We start from the raw sequence: 13,707 nt of genomic DNA, 5'->3' as shown, positions 1-13,707 counted from the left end.
GATTAATAAATAAAGTTGGGTGTATTAGTTAGCCGACTTTGAAGATGACGCGGCAGGGCGACCCCGCTTGTTTTCATCGGCCTGAACTTGCTTATGCTGTTTCGTTTCGGCTTTTACATTTTTCGTTTGTGTCATAACGGTGGAGTCAGGAGCGGCAGATGCGGAATCCTGAGTGCTTGATTCTGCCGCCATTGTGGTGGTGGCGATTGCGAATGTCATGGCGGCAACGGCACCAAGTAATGGCAATTTCATATGATGATTTTCCAGTGTATGTACCCGTGTTGAAATGATCTCGCTCCGAGGAGGGAGGGCTCTGTTTTGGTGCTTCTGCTCGAAAAAAGCCCCGTATCTAAAGGGGTTCAGGCAGGTCTTGATCATTTTTGCTAAACCTACAGACCTGTTGGTTTAGCGAGAGTTCAGCGTGTGTATCAAAAAATGTCGATATTTTTCAATGTCGATATTTTTGTTTGACTTCAACTAAAAACAATTGCCTTAATTTAAATGGCGCGGAGGTCTGCCGCGTTTTTAACTGGCGCAGTGCCAGTAACTTTGGTTTTACCTAACCTGTCGCCCAAGTTTTTGCTTGCGGGTGCGTCACTTTTCTTTGTCCGCTGTTTCGTTCTGGAACTTCGGTATAGGCGATCTATTGCCCTGAATAAAAGGGTTGTGGCGTGTCAACTGCGGCATTTGCGCGCAGGCGATATCTGGAGAGTTGTTTATCATGCGAACCCGTAGAACTTTAGGTGCTCATTCGGCATTGGCGCTGTTGAGTCTGGCAATCGGTCATGCCAACGCGGCACAGACCACGACTCAAGAGCAGTTGGCGGCCAAAGAGGTCCGTGCCGACAAGGCCGCTGAGAAAACCCTGGCGAAGATGACCCAGGAAGAAAAGCTGGCCTACATCGGCGGGATCGGCGGGTGGGACGTCAAACCGTTGTCTCAGTACGGCGTCCCTCAGATCCATGGTGCCGACGGCGGCGCCGGTATCCGTTACACCAGCGAAGGCAACGATCCAGGCGTGGTCTATCCGTCGGGTCCGAACCTGGCCGCCACGTTCAACCCGCGTCGCGCCATCGACTTCGGTCGCGCACTGGGCTATGACACCGCCACCGGTGGCTATCAGTTCGTCACCGGCCCAGGCATGAACCTCTATCGCATGCCATGGAGCGGTCGCGCCTTCGAATACCTCTCCGGCGAAGACCCTTTCCTCGGTGCCAGCCTGGGCCCTGCGGTGATCAACGGTATTCAGCAACGTCGTGTCTGGGCCGAAGCCAAGCACTATGCGGGTAACGATCAGGAGACCAACCGTTTTATCCTCAATCAGGTCATGCCCGAGAGGGTGCTGCGCGAGATGACCTTGCCGCCGTTCGAATCGGCCACCAAGAACAGCACCGTCGCGATGATGATGTGCTCGTTCCAGAAGGTAAACGGCGAGTACGCGTGCGAAAACAAGCACCTGATTGCTGACATTCTGAAAAAGGAATGGAGCTTCAAAGGGCTGGTGCAGAGCGACTACAACGCCATCGTGCATGGTCTGCCAGCCGCTCAGGCCGGGTCCGACCTGGACATGATGGGCGGGCAGATGAACAGCTCGGTGCTCAAGCCGTACCTGGACAGTGGCGAGCTGGACATGGCGACCATCGATGACAAGGTCCGCCGCATCCTCAAGAACATCTACCTGTACCAGTTCGACAAATTCGCACCGCTGACCACCCACAACATGAACAGCGCCACCAGCAACAAGGTTGCGCTGAACATCGCCCGTGAAGGCATCGTGCTGCTGAAAAACCAGAACGACGTCCTGCCGCTGGACAAGGCCAAGGTCAAACGCATTGCCGTGGTCGGCGATCTGGCCAAGTACGCGCCACCGACCGGTTTCGGCAGTGCGCACGTAGACGCCACTCACTACGTCAGTGAGCTGAGCGGCCTGCAGCAAATCGCCCCTGGCGCCAAGGTCGAGTTCCTCGACGGCCTGTCGCTGGATCCGGCCGCATCGAACTGGACCACCACTGACAGCAAAGGCAACGCGGTCGCCGGTCTGAAGACCGAGTTCTTCACCAACGCCAACTGGTCCGGTGACCCGTCGGCCACCCGCATCGACACCCACGTCGACATGGACTGGTCCACCGATGACCTGCCGAGCAACGGCGACACGGCCAACACCTCGATCCGCTGGAGCGGCCAGATGAAGCCCGTCACCAGTGGCGAGCAGGTCTTCAAGGTCCGCGCTGACGGTGCTGTCCGTCTGTGGGTCAACGGTGAAAAGATCATCGACAACGGCGATGGCGAGAACATCACCAACAAGAGCATTCCCCCAACCATTCCCGTGTCGGGCAAGATCAAGCTCGAAGCGGGCAAAGCCTATGACGTGAAGCTGGAGTACTCGCGCCGCGACGGTTACCTGTCCACCATGGGCGGGCTGGTCGGCGTGCAGATGGCCTGGGCTTCGCTGGCCGCGCCGCAGGACCTGTCCAAGTACGACGCGGTGGTCGTTGCCGTCGGTAACAGCGCCGAATACGAAGGCGAAGGGTTTGACCACAGCTTCGACCTGCCTGAGTACCAGAACGAACTGATCCAGAACATCGCCAAGGCCAACCCGAACACCATCGTCACCATGCACGGCGGTACGGGCTTGAAGATGAGCGACTGGATCGATCAGGTTCCGGCCGCGCTGCATGCGTTCTATCCGGGTCAGAACGGCGGTCAGGCGCTGGCCGAGATCCTCTTCGGCAAGGTCAACCCGTCGGGCAAACTGCCGATCAGTATCGAACGCAACATCGAAGACAACCCGCTGTATGCGGATTTCCCGCACTTCGACAACACCCGCACACTGAAAGAAATCAGCTACAAGAATGACCTGACGATGCTCGGCTATCGCGGTTACGACAAGACCGGCACCAAACCGCTGTTTGCCTTCGGTCACGGCCTGTCGTACACCCAGTTCACCTACAACAACATCTCGGTCACCCCGGGTGTTGCGGTGGGCAACACGCCGATCAAGGTCTCGTTCGACCTCACCAACAGCGGCAAGCGCGCCGGTTCAGAAGTCGCCGAGCTGTATGTCGGTCAACAGAACCCGAAAGTCGAGCGCGCCGTCAAAGAGCTCAAGGGTTACAAGAAGGTCTTCCTGCAGCCGGGCGAAACCCGTCACGTCACCATCGAACTCAATGACCGTTCGCTGGCTTACTACGACGACACCAGCAAGCAGTGGGTTATCGATGCCGACACCTTCAACCTCAGCGTGGGCGCGGCGTCGGACGACCTCCGTCTCAACGCCAAACTGGTCAACTCGTTCCGTCAGGAACTGTCGACCACCACCAGTAACCCGCTGCCACGCTCGGCGCTGAACTCGGTCAAAGTGGCGCTGCCAGCGGTCAAGACTGGCGGTATCTTCGATCAGGATGAAAGCGTCGACGACAGTACCGGTAACGCCGACTACGACGGCAACACCGACTACTGATCCAGAAAGCCGCAGGGCAGGGGGCGAGCCTGAGGGTTCGACACCGGCCTTGCGGCCTGTGACCTATCGGGGTGATCCAGCGTTTGGATCGCCCCTTTTTTTACCTTCGTTTTATGCCTGGATGTCGCGCTTGACCTGTGCCATGTAGCTTTCGAAGCTTTTCACCAGATCAACTTTTTCCGGAAAACGCAGCCATTGCAGCTGCAAGCCGTCCATCATCGCCAGCACCTGATACACGATCGCGTCCAGATCCACATCCGTACGCACTTCTCCTGCTGCCACCAAGTGATCGAGGCGGGCACGCATCCGTTGATGAATCGTCAGATAGCGAGACTGGAACCATTCCCAGGCCGGATGGCTGTCCACCAGGCTTTCGGCATTGAGAATGCTGAACGCGCGAATCACCCCCGGCGCTGTCGCGTTCGATCGGTTGATCTGCTGCAACCCTTCGATGAAGCCATCCAGGGTCGGTTCGCTCTGCACCTCGTCAACAATCTTCTGATTGACTTCGTCGCGACGGGTAAGCACCGCCATCAGCAGTGCGACCTTATTGGGAAAGTGGTGCAACACACCTGCCACGGAGATCCCGACGAGCTCGGCGATCCGGGCGATGGACGCGCCGGCATAGCCTTCGATCGAATACAGCCCTAACGCGGCATCCAGTAGTTCTTCGCGGCGTTTCTCGCCTTTGGGCGCTCGGCGGGTGCGAGGTGCGGAATTTGGCGTGTTTCCTGACATATCATCCCTGTTTTTATGACAACCGGCATCGTTGGTGGCTCACTGTACGTGAGCCTTCACCCCGCTTGCCAGTGTGAAGTCACTGACCGTCCCGATGATCCCTGACCGCTTGGATGGCTCACATGCAGCGCCGGGCAGGCGTCGCCGCCGTTTCATTTCATCAATAAGCCGTGAAATGGATTAGCGGTGATGCGGCCACGACCCGACTTCCCTAAACTGGCGTCCGAATCTATTGGTACCCGGCGCAGGCAGGCTTTCGTGCCGCCGCCCAGAACAGGTAATGAGAATGCAGCCCGTCATGCTGAACCGCTTTTTTGCTGGACTGCTTGTCCTGATGTCACTGTGCGTCACCTTGCCAGCCCTCGCTCAATCGAGTCCTGCTCCTGCTCCCGCTAACGACCTCAGCGCGTTGCAGCCTCCGGCCGAGGGCCCGACGCTGGAGCAGCTCAACGACCAACTCGACCAGATTCGGCAAAAGGTAACGGGAAGCGCCAATGACGACGTGCTCTCGGACTTGCGCCAGGCCGCGCTTCAGGTGCAGAAACAGGCCGATACGCTCGTCGCCCAACAAACCACCAGCATCGAACACCTGAACGATCAGTTGAATATTCTCGGTGCTCCCCAGCCCGACGAACCGCCCACCATCAGCAGCCAGCGTAAAGCGCTGACGGCGAAGAAGAATGCGCTGGTTGACGATCAGCGTCAGACCAACACGCTGAGCCAGTCGGCTCGCGACCTGGCCAGCCAGATCTTCAGCTTGCGCCGCAGTCTCTTCGACTCCCAGATCACCACGCGCTCGGCCAGCCCGCTCAGCACCGTGTTCTGGTCAACGATGATCCGCCCGACCGACGACGATCTGGGACGCTTGCATGGGCTGCTCGATGATCTAAAGAGCGCTTCCAGCGCTGCGCTGGCGCCGGGCAAGCGGTTTTTCTTCTTCTGCGTGTTCGCTGGTGCGTTGCTGATCTGGGTCGCCGGCCGGCGCCTGATAGAGCATGTGCTGATCTGGATGATGATCCGCTGGCTGCCCGAGGGACGCCTGCGACGCAGTGCCCTGGCGCTCACAGTCGGGCTGACGACCATTCTGACCATCGGCGCCGCGACGTCTTTGCTGCATTGGGGCATTGAGACCAATGCAGTATTGAGCGCTGACGTGGTCAACCTGCTTGACCAGATGCAAACGCTGATCATCTTCTGCGCCTTCATCGTCGGCCTCGGTCGCGGGCTATTGATGCTTTCTCACCCGTCATGGCGCTTGCCGCAGATACCTGATCCGATCGCCGAAGCCATCGGCCATTTCCCCGTGCTGCTGGCCTTGGCGCTGGTCATCATCGGCACCCAGGAGCGAATCAACAGCGTGATCGCCAGCAGCCTGGCGTTGACCGTGGCGGTGAACGGTCTGACCGCGCTGGCGGTTTCGCTGGTGTTCTTCTTTACCTTGTTGCGCTATCGCCGAACCCGCCGCAAGCAGGGTTTGGAGCGTCTCCCCGGTTTCGCCGGCCTGGTTCCGTTCGTGGTGGCGGTCTGGGTGGGGTTCAGCCTGCTGGCGCTGCTGGCCGGTTACCTCACCCTGGCGTACTTCCTGACGGTGAAACTGCTCTGGATGAGCGTGGTGGCCGCTACCGGTTATCTGCTGATTGCGTGTTTTGGCGACATCTGCGAGACCTTGCTGTCGCCCAAACAACCCGGTGGCGAAGCCTTGGGGGCCGCGCTGGGCCTGGCGCCGCGTCACCAGGCGCAAGCGAGTACCGCGCTCGCGGGCATTGGCCGGACCTTGCTGTTGTTCACCGCAGTCGTGCTCGCCTTCATGCCGTCGGGTTCCAGTCCGGGCGAACTGCTTGAAGGCTTCACTCAGCTGGACTTCGGCAACAAACCGTTGGGCGGTCTGGAAATCGCGCCCAGCGACATTCTGTTGGCCATCGGCGTCCTGGTCATCGGGATGCTGAGCATTCGGATCCTCAAGGACTGGCTGGCCGAACGGCTGCTGCCTGAAACCAACATGGACGCCGGCATGCAAGCGTCGCTGGTGACGCTGGTCGGTTACATCGGCGTCGTCCTGCTCGCGATCGTCGTCATGTCCACGCTGCACGTCAGCCTCACTAACCTGACCTGGGTGGTCAGCGCACTGTCCGTGGGTATCGGTTTCGGTCTGCAAGCCATCGTGCAGAACTTCATTTCCGGGCTGATTCTGCTCACCGAGCGGCCGGTCAAAGTGGGCGACTGGGTCAGCCTGGCTGGCGTGGAAGGGGACATTCGCCGGATCAACGTCCGTGCAACGGAAATCCAGATGTCCGACCGCTCCACCGTGATCGTGCCCAACTCGCAATTCATCACCCAGAACGTGCGCAACGTCACCATGGGCAATGCACTGGGCGTGGTCGGCATCACCCTGACCCTGCCGCTGGACACCGATGTACTGAAAATCCGCGACCTGCTGATGCAAGCATTCACCGAGCACGAAGCGATCCTCGACACCCCGGCACCCTCGGTGTCCTTCAAGGACCTGACGAACACCGGCGTGATCATCGCCGTCAGCGGCTACGTCAACAGCCCACGCTCAGTGGGCGGCGCCCGCAGCGATCTGCTGTTCACCGTCCTCGGACGGTTGCGCGAGTTGGGTATTGCGTTGTCGTCGCCGCAGAGCATGGTGTTGGTGACTGAGGGTGGGGAGAAGCTGGTGCAGCCTGAGGGGTGATGGGGAGGGGTGGTTTTGAGGGGCGGATGTCTAACCGGGGGCGTGTGGATCGCCCGCTTGGGGCGGATGGCAGTCATCGAGCACAGGCAGCAATCGAATGTGTATTCAACCGGTCAGCGCAACAGATTGGTTAAATCCACAGCCGATTGCGGTCACTGGACCGCATGTCGTCCCCACTCGTACGAATGCCCCATTCCCAAACGAGCTGTTGTCCAGGCGTCAGAAAAGAAGCGCCTGGCCGTGTGCAACTCTTCAGCGTAATCCCTTCGTTTCAAACAATTCGACAAGCCAATCTACGAAGACCCTCACGCGGGCGCTGAGGTGTCGATTGGGTGAGTAAACGATATAGGTCGGATTCGGCTCCAACGTCCAGTCCTCCAGCAACTGCACCAGCGCGCCTGATTTAAAGTGGGGTTCAGCCATGAACATCAATGTCTGCAACACGCCCATACCGGCGAGCGCGGCAGCGAGCAGCGCATTCGAATCGTTCACTGATACGAAATAGTTAGCATCCACCGAGATACGCTCGTCACCTTTCACGAACTCCACAGGCAGCCGTCGATTGGTTCCGGCGAAAAAGTAGCGAACCATCTGGTGGTTCGTTTCCAGATCTTTCGGGTGGGAAGGCACGCCATGAGTGCCGAGGTATTCAGGCGTCGCGCAAGTCACGAACTTGAGGCTGCCCAGCCGTCTGGCAATCAACGACGGGTCATTCAACGTGCCGCCGCGAATAACGCAGTCGACCCGATCACCGAGCAGGTCGACCGGCCTGTCGCTCACTCCAATGTCCAGTTGCAATTCGGGATAGCGTTTTTGGAAGTCCGGCAACGCAGGCAATACCAGCATGGTCGCCATGGTCGAGCCCATGTCCACACGCAAACGACCGTGAGCACGGGCCTGGGCGCTGACCAGATCCGACTCAGCCTCCAGCCATTGATCCACCACACGCACCATGCGTTCGTAATAGGCGGTTCCGTCGTTGGTGAGTGAAATGCGTCGCGTGGTGCGGTTAAGCAGTTTGATCCGCAGGTGACTTTCCAGCGACTGGATGTGCTTGGTGACGGTGTTGCGTGGAAGGTTCAGAGATTGCGCGGCCTTGACGAAGCTTCCGGCCTCCACCACCTGGATAAACGCTTTGACTGCGTTGAAATAGTCCACGTTGTTTATCGCTCATCAGATCAGGGCTAAGTCTATTAGCCCGTATTAAGGAACAGTGGTGTTCTTTTTAGCTAGTTTATCCTGCGTTAGCCATCTCATACATTGATCTCACCGAAACGAAGCCGGCCAATCCGGTTGGCTCCAAGTGGAGATCAGACAGATGACTCAGCAACTCAAAGGTAAGGTGGCACTGGTAACCGGCGGCTCTCGTGGCATTGGTGCAGCCATCGCGAAACGTCTCGCAGCAGACGGCGCACACGTCGCATTCAGCTACGCAAGATCCCCTGAGCAGGCGCAAAACGTGGTCGCCGAGATTGAGCGTCAGGGCGTGCAGGCACTGGCGATCCAGGCCGACCAAGGTGACACCGCGCAGGTTATCGCGCTGGTCAAACAGGTTCATCAACACTTTGGTCAACTGGACATCCTGGTCAACAGTGCTGGCGTTTTTGTCACGGGCCCCGTGGGTGCTCCTGACGCCGACATCGCAGCATTCGATCGCCAGCAAGCCGTCAACGTGGGCGGCGTGGTGACCGCAGTGCGCACGGCGGTTGGCCTGATGAATGACGGTGGACGAATCATTTCCCTGGGCACGACGGGCGCTGACCACGTGCCATTCCCGGGTGCTGCCGACTATATCGCGACCAAAGCCGCCGTCGCTGCTTACACCCGTGGCTGGGCCCGCGACCTGGGCCCTCGCAACATCACTGTCAATGTCATCCAGCCGGGTGCGATCAACACCGAGATGAACCCTGAAACCGCCGACCATGCTCCGTTCCTTGCGGGCCTGGCAGCGCTGGGCCGCTACGGTCAACCCGAAGACATCGCCGCAGCCGTGGCTTTCCTGGCAGGTCCTGAGGCGTCGTACATCACCGGCGCCACGCTCAACGTCGATGGCGGCCAGAGCGCCTGATCGACCTCTCATCCTGCGATCCGATCGGCGGTGCCGCGCTCCAGCAACGAGGCACTGCTTACCTCTGAGGTTTTTCGCTGATCACGTTTTCAATAGCCGAGGCGGCCATGACTCAACGCATCCGGATTTACCAGCAAGGCACACCCGCTGTACTTCATCACGAAACCTTTGATCTGGAGTCACCCGCGCGTGAGCAGGTCGTGATACGCCACGAAGCCATCGGGGTGAATTTCGTCGACACCATGTTCAGGGACGGCACCTTCAAGGTTCCACTGCCATTCAGCATGGGCGTGGAGGCGGCGGGCATCGTGGAGGCTGTCGGCTCGCGTGCGCAGGACTTGAAAGTGGGTGACCGTGTGGGCTATTTCTTCGCGTTCGGCGCGTATGCCGATCGTCGAGTGATCGATGCCAGTGCGCTGATCAAACTTCCCGACGATATCTCCAGCGAGCAGGCCGCCGGGCTGCTATCAAAGGGGCTCACAGCCTGGGCGCTGGTTAAGCAGGTCCATCAGGTGCGAGCCGGTGAGACCGTTGTCGTACATGGCGCATCAGGTGGCGTAGGGAGCCTGCTCGTACATTGGGCCAAATCGCTGGGCGCCACCGTCATCGCTACGGTCGGGTCAGCCGATAAGTCTCGAATCGTCGAGGGCTGGGGGCTGAACCATGTGTTGCGCTCTGACGAGCCGGATCTGGCCGCACGGATCAAAGCCGTGAATGGTGGCGTCGGTGTCGACGTGGTATACGACCTAGTCGGGCGGCAGACGCTGGACGCCTCAATTAGCGCGCTGCGTGAAGGTGGCGACCTCATTCACGTCGGCAATGCTTCGGGCGGTGTGGCTGCGGACGCCGAGCTGCTGGCGGCACGGGGCATTCGATACGTCCAACCCTCGACGCCGCAATACGTCAACACGCAGAACCAGAACAGGGCTGCATCCGAGTTGTTCGAGCGCTTCCGGGCAGGCGCGCTCGGCCACTTAGAACTTTCCCGCTACCCGATGGAAGAAGCGGCAATGGCCCATAAAGCCATCGCAGCGCGCAAGCATACCGGGTCGATTGTGCTGATTCCTCAGGTCAGTTGAGCCTTGTAATATTGGACTGATGCCATGCCGAGAGTGAAGTCGTACGCGCGGTAGTCCTATATACGGGAGACTCTTGGTGGGTTCCCGACATGCGCTGAGCTACGGCCGTTCACCACATGAACCATTGCCGGCAAGCTGTTCAAAGCGGTTTTTGAGGTAGCTGTAAAGTGACCGAATCGACGTTGAAAGCTGTTTGCGGTGCGGACAGATAAACTGAAGCGGGAGGCGTTCCCCAGGCTGGTCGGGAAGAAGAACCTCAAGATGGCCGGCGGTCACGTCCTGGCATATATCGAGCCATGACCTGTAGAGAATGCCTTCGCCAGCGATAGCACATTGGCGAATGACATCTGTGTCATCACTAATGATGGGACCTGATACGCGAACTGTCAGGTCATTACCCGCGTCAGGGAACACCCATCTGTCATGTGATTTCCCGTTTGAATGACTGGTCAGGCATGCATGGTCGTTTAAATCCTGAACACTGTTGGGTCTCCCTTTTTTCTTCAGGTAGGACGGCGCAGCGGCAAGCGTCTTGCGGTTGAACGGCAAGAGCGGGATAGACACAAAATCTGAATTCGGAATCACACCGTAGCGGATCGCTACGTCGATCGGCTCGCGGTAAATATCGACTATTCGGTCGGACAGAGATAGTTTCAGCGAGATGCACGGATTTTTTTGCCGGAACTCGATTAACTCAGGTAGCAAGATATTCCGGCCGAGATCGGAAGGGCATGCGAGCTGTATCGGACCTTTCAGGTCATTGCTGCTTTGCTGCAGACAGGCTCTGCCTTCGTTCAAGGAGTCCACCACGGTCTTGGCATAGGGCAAATACTGCTCACCTTCTGGCGTCAATCGAAGGCTGCGCGTAGAACGTGCAAATAACCGTATATCGAGCTCTCGCTCAAGCCTTTTTACCGAAGCGCTAATCTGGGAGGGAAGCAGATCCATCTCTCTACCCACAGCTGAAAAGCTATCAAGAGAAACAACGCGTAAGAAAATGATCAGGTCGTCAATCCGAATCATGATAGTTCAGCGCCTTTGTCATTCAGAGTACTGATTCGATTCAGTAAGTTCTGTGATTCAGGGGGTGTATAAATGGCTGTGATGTGAGTGTGGGTAACCATCTGGCTAAAAACATTCCCGCGTCGTGTAGTTCTTGGAAAAGTACGTGACCGAGCGCGCGGAAAATCCACGCGCTGCTTTGAACGGCGGTCGAGAACTTCCAGCCTGATGCAGCTCCTCTAACCGTGAATTCTGAAGTCGCATTCGAAGGGAGACAGCCTGAAAGGAGCGCTGACCTGCACATCGTTTTCAGGGTTGAGCCAGGTTTTTTGGCAATCAGCGTGTTGTTTCTAAAACAATGATTTAGTTAAAAAAAAGCGTTGTCGCGCTTGCAGTGCGTTCAATCATAGATGCGATTGTTTGGGATGATTAGTGGCTATAATCAGCAATCAGTAATCCAAAAATGGCTTAATCATGTTCGACCTAAATGACTTGGCAATTTTCGTCCAGATTGCCGATGCGGGCAGTTTCGCAAAAGTGGCACGATCTACCGGGGCGCCGTCCAACACCTTAAGTCGACGTATCAAGCTGCTTGAAGAGAGTCTAGGCGCACGGCTGCTCCACCGATCAACCCGTAAGCTGACGTTAACTGACGCGGGAAAATTGCTCTATAAACAAAGTGCGAGCCCGGTCAATGCGCTGATCGAAGTCAGTCGTCAGTTGATCGACCAAGGGCAAGAGCCGGCAGGGCGGATTAGGGTCGCAGCTCACGCCGATTTTTTTGAAGTGTTTCAGATGGAATTTGTTGCCGGATTTCTCGCTCGCCATCCAAAAACCCAAGTGGATTTCGTGCTCGGAGACCAGCACAACGATTTGATTGCGGAGGGGATAGATATTGCATTTAGATCGGGTGCAATGCGTGACTCTGCACTAATCGTCCGGAAGATTGGCGCTGTCCGCCGTATCTTGGCTGCAAGCCCTGAATATTTGGAAAGCTTCGGTTTGCCCACAGATGTGCACTCCCTCAATCAGCACAACTGTATTAGCTTCTCTCATCCCTCCAGCCAACTGTGGTGGGACTTGGTCGGTCCGGACGGTTCGGCCCGGGTCGAGATTAGTTGTCGTTTTCAGGCGAGCACAGCCCAGGCCCAAATCAGGGCCGCCATGGCTGGGCTGGGCATTTGTCTGATGCCCGAGTCACTCATGCGATCTGCGTTACAAAGCAAGCAATTGGTTCATGTATTACCTGCGTATGGCCATCTCAACAACGACTTATCCGTCGTGCTCCCCAGTCGGAAACATATTCCGTTAGCGGTCAGCCGATTTGCAGATGAAGCGGTAGCGCATTTGGTCGAGAGGCTCGCAGATTGGTAACGCAGCCTCTAAGCGGCCGCGGTTGAAATGCCCGGGAACAGGCATTTCTACCACGACGGCTATGAGGTCAGTCCATCGCGCGTTAAGACCGAAGTTTCGGAAGGCTTCACGCGCCCTTATCGCGCATGTCATCTGTCCTGCTGATCAGGGCTGAAGATGTTTGTGCAGTTCCTGATTGAGCTGATCCAGCGCGGCAATGGTCGACGGTACCTGACGAAGTCCGTTTAGCAGCACGAAGTCGTGGATAGTTCCGTTGTAACGCGTAGCAGTGACTGGCACCCCCGCTTCTTTCAACTTGCGGGCATAAGCCTCGCCCTCGTCGCGCAACGGGTCGTTTTCTGCAGTGATGACCAGTGCAGGCGGTAATCCCTGAAGCTGTGCAATGCTGGCCTGCAAGGGGGCAGCGTGAGGGTTTTTGCGGGTAGCGGCATCAGGTGCATAGATGTTCCAGCCGAAGCTCATGAAATCCCGCGCCAGGAACCGTCCTGTGGCGAAGTCTTTGTAGGACTGCGTCTCGAAATTGGCATCTGTGGCCGGGATCAAGAGCGCCTGAAAGCGTAGTTTCGGACCGCCGCGCTCTTTGGCGATCAGAGTCAATGCCGCGGACATATCGCCACCCACCGAGTTACCCGCAACAGCCATCCTGGATCCGTCGACACCAATTTGATCGCCGTTAGCCGCGACCCATTTTGCCGCCGCGTAGCTCTCTTCCAACTGCGTTGGAAAGACCGCGTCTGGGATAGGGGTGTATTCCACGAACACGACTGCAGACCCTGATCCTACAGCTATGTCTCGAACCAGACGTTTATGGTTTTCAAAGTTACCTGCTAGCCATACACCGCCGTGAATGAACAAGACGACTGGGAGAGAGCCTTTGGCGTTTTCCGGTTTGACGACATACAGCTTTACGTTTCGACCGTCTTGGGAGATGGTCTTTTCGTTGATCACTATTCCAGACACGTCAACGTCCGACTTGGATTGAAGCCCGGTCAGTGTGGCCCGCACCTGCGGGCCGGGCAAAGTCCAGAAAGGGCTGCTGTCCTTGTTCACTTGAGACAGGAAAGCGCGGATCTGCGGATCAAGGTGACCATCGGTTTCCACCGGCGTTGAAGCCAGTGCTGAATGCGCCAAAACGGTTGCGAGAACTGCAGAAGCCGATTTCGTAGATTTTTTCATTCTTGAGCCTTTGTCTGGTGGGTAACGTCCGACATCGATACGCCCATACGCAGGATCAGGTGAGGGCGGGTAAACTGTCGGCTGTTCGCGGGCTACTAATGCAACCGGCAATACA

The 13,707-nt window shown here is 57.5% G+C and carries 10 protein-coding genes; 5 read left to right on the top strand and 5 right to left on the bottom strand.

The features are described 5' to 3' along the window. Positions 1-24: 24 nt before the first annotated feature. Entirely contained in the window at positions 25-378 is a 354-nt protein-coding gene (locus ABDX87_RS03000) for a hypothetical protein (protein ID WP_346831522.1), read from the bottom strand. Positions 379-721: 343 nt separating this feature from the next. Between ABDX87_RS03000 and ABDX87_RS02995 the strand changes: the two genes are divergently transcribed. Then, entirely contained in the window at positions 722-3,460 is a 2,739-nt protein-coding gene (locus ABDX87_RS02995; protein ID WP_346831521.1) for a beta-glucosidase, read from the top strand. A 111-nt stretch (positions 3,461-3,571) separates the two neighbouring features. Here the strand turns inward: ABDX87_RS02995 and ABDX87_RS02990 are convergent, their stop codons facing one another. Beyond that, entirely contained in the window at positions 3,572-4,198 is a 627-nt protein-coding gene (locus ABDX87_RS02990; RefSeq protein ID WP_346831520.1) for a TetR/AcrR family transcriptional regulator, read from the bottom strand. A 286-nt stretch (positions 4,199-4,484) separates the two neighbouring features. Here ABDX87_RS02990 and ABDX87_RS02985 point away from each other — a divergent pair, with 286 nt between their 5' ends. Further along, a complete protein-coding gene (locus tag ABDX87_RS02985; protein WP_346831519.1) occupies positions 4,485-6,893 on the top strand; it encodes a DUF3772 domain-containing protein in 2,409 nt (802 codons plus the stop codon). Between the two features lie 252 nt (positions 6,894-7,145). Here ABDX87_RS02985 and ABDX87_RS02980 read toward each other — a convergent pair whose 3' ends face one another. Beyond that, positions 7,146-8,051, bottom strand: coding sequence for a LysR family transcriptional regulator (locus ABDX87_RS02980; protein WP_346831518.1), 906 nt, complete (start codon positions 8,049-8,051; stop codon positions 7,146-7,148). A 160-nt stretch (positions 8,052-8,211) separates the two neighbouring features. Between ABDX87_RS02980 and ABDX87_RS02975 the strand changes: the two genes are divergently transcribed. Both ABDX87_RS02975 and ABDX87_RS02970 read left to right on the top strand, forming a co-directional pair. Continuing rightward, positions 8,212-8,961: an SDR family NAD(P)-dependent oxidoreductase gene (locus ABDX87_RS02975; protein WP_346831517.1), complete on the top strand. Its 750-nt coding sequence runs from the start codon at positions 8,212-8,214 to the stop codon at positions 8,959-8,961. A gap of 107 nt (positions 8,962-9,068) precedes the next feature. Beyond that, positions 9,069-10,040, top strand: coding sequence for a zinc-binding dehydrogenase (locus ABDX87_RS02970; RefSeq protein ID WP_346831516.1), 972 nt, complete (start codon positions 9,069-9,071; stop codon positions 10,038-10,040). Positions 10,041-10,139: 99 nt separating this feature from the next. Here ABDX87_RS02970 and ABDX87_RS02965 read toward each other — a convergent pair whose 3' ends face one another. Next, positions 10,140-11,063 (bottom strand): LysR family transcriptional regulator, encoded by a 924-nt coding sequence (locus tag ABDX87_RS02965; RefSeq protein WP_346831515.1) that lies wholly within the window; start codon positions 11,061-11,063, stop codon positions 10,140-10,142. A gap of 453 nt (positions 11,064-11,516) precedes the next feature. Here ABDX87_RS02965 and ABDX87_RS02960 point away from each other — a divergent pair, with 453 nt between their 5' ends. Continuing rightward, a complete protein-coding gene (locus ABDX87_RS02960; RefSeq protein ID WP_346831514.1) occupies positions 11,517-12,416 on the top strand; it encodes a LysR family transcriptional regulator in 900 nt (299 codons plus the stop codon). A gap of 144 nt (positions 12,417-12,560) precedes the next feature. Here ABDX87_RS02960 and ABDX87_RS02955 read toward each other — a convergent pair whose 3' ends face one another. Continuing rightward, on the bottom strand, positions 12,561-13,592 hold the full coding sequence (locus ABDX87_RS02955) for an alpha/beta hydrolase (RefSeq protein WP_346831513.1): 1,032 nt from the start codon (positions 13,590-13,592) through the stop codon (positions 12,561-12,563). Positions 13,593-13,707 lie beyond the last annotated feature (115 nt).

This window comes from Pseudomonas abietaniphila (assembly GCF_039697315.1).
GTDB classification, from domain to species: Bacteria; Pseudomonadota; Gammaproteobacteria; order Pseudomonadales; family Pseudomonadaceae; genus Aquipseudomonas; species Aquipseudomonas abietaniphila_B.
Note: the sequence above shows the minus strand (reverse complement) of the source record. Positions and strands in the feature narration are given on the sequence as shown.

Excerpts from the sequence above, each read along its gene's own strand:
- ABDX87_RS02960 (WP_346831514.1), top strand. The coding sequence starts at position 11,517 with ATGTTCGACCTAAATGACTTGGCAATTTTCGTCCAGATTGCCGATGCG.
- ABDX87_RS02965 (WP_346831515.1), bottom strand. The coding sequence starts at position 11,063 with ATGATTCGGATTGACGACCTGATCATTTTCTTACGCGTTGTTTCTCTT.
- ABDX87_RS02975 (WP_346831517.1), top strand. The coding sequence starts at position 8,212 with ATGACTCAGCAACTCAAAGGTAAGGTGGCACTGGTAACCGGCGGCTCT.
- ABDX87_RS02985 (WP_346831519.1), top strand. The coding sequence starts at position 4,485 with ATGCAGCCCGTCATGCTGAACCGCTTTTTTGCTGGACTGCTTGTCCTG.
- ABDX87_RS03000 (WP_346831522.1), bottom strand. The coding sequence starts at position 378 with ATGATCAAGACCTGCCTGAACCCCTTTAGATACGGGGCTTTTTTCGAG.
- ABDX87_RS02995 (WP_346831521.1), top strand. The coding sequence starts at position 722 with ATGCGAACCCGTAGAACTTTAGGTGCTCATTCGGCATTGGCGCTGTTG.
- ABDX87_RS02990 (WP_346831520.1), bottom strand. The coding sequence starts at position 4,198 with ATGTCAGGAAACACGCCAAATTCCGCACCTCGCACCCGCCGAGCGCCC.
- ABDX87_RS02970 (WP_346831516.1), top strand. The coding sequence starts at position 9,069 with ATGACTCAACGCATCCGGATTTACCAGCAAGGCACACCCGCTGTACTT.
- ABDX87_RS02955 (WP_346831513.1), bottom strand. The coding sequence starts at position 13,592 with ATGAAAAAATCTACGAAATCGGCTTCTGCAGTTCTCGCAACCGTTTTG.